This window comes from Corynebacterium sp. HMSC074A01, assembly GCF_001831515.1.
Lineage (GTDB): Bacteria > Actinomycetota > Actinomycetes > Mycobacteriales > Mycobacteriaceae > Corynebacterium.
The window spans coordinates 57,541-57,998 of record NZ_KV825631.1 but is presented as its reverse complement, the minus strand read 5'-3'; the positions used below and the strand labels follow the sequence as shown (position 1 = coordinate 57,998).

Sequence of the window (458 nt, the reverse complement as noted above, 5' to 3'; positions counted from 1 at the left end):
CGTGCTCCCCGCGCAGGCGGGGATGAGCCCAAAATGGTTTTTCATCACTTTCCACCGGATCAGTGCTCCCCGCGCAGGCGGGGATGAGCCGTGGAACTTCCGCGATATGTCGCTTGAGTATGAGTGCTCCCCGCGCAGGCGGGGATGAGCCCGAATCCATGAAATCGTCATAAGCAAACGTGCCGTGCTCCCCGCGCAGGCGGGGATGAGCCCTGGGTGGTGTGGGCTTGGTAGTCATGCGGAACGTGCTCCCCGCGCAGGCGGGGATGAGCCCTGCTGTGATGAGTGCTTGCTGTGTGGTGTCCTGTGCTCCCCGCGCAGGCGGGGATGAGCCGGACGCGCGGGCCGAAGCCGAGCGTGCCGAGGCGTGCTCCCCGCGCAGGCGGGGATGAGCCGTCCTCGTTACGCCACGCCGAAGACACCTCCTCAGTGCTCCCCGCGCAGGCGGGGATGAGCCG

At 67.2% G+C, this 458-nt stretch carries 1 CRISPR repeat array.

The features are described 5' to 3' along the window. Position 1 precedes the first annotated feature (1 nt). Positions 2–457: direct repeats of the CRISPR family, unit length 28 nt; unit sequence GTGCTCCCCGCGCAGGCGGGGATGAGCC. Between the last annotated feature and the right edge of the window lies 1 nt (position 458).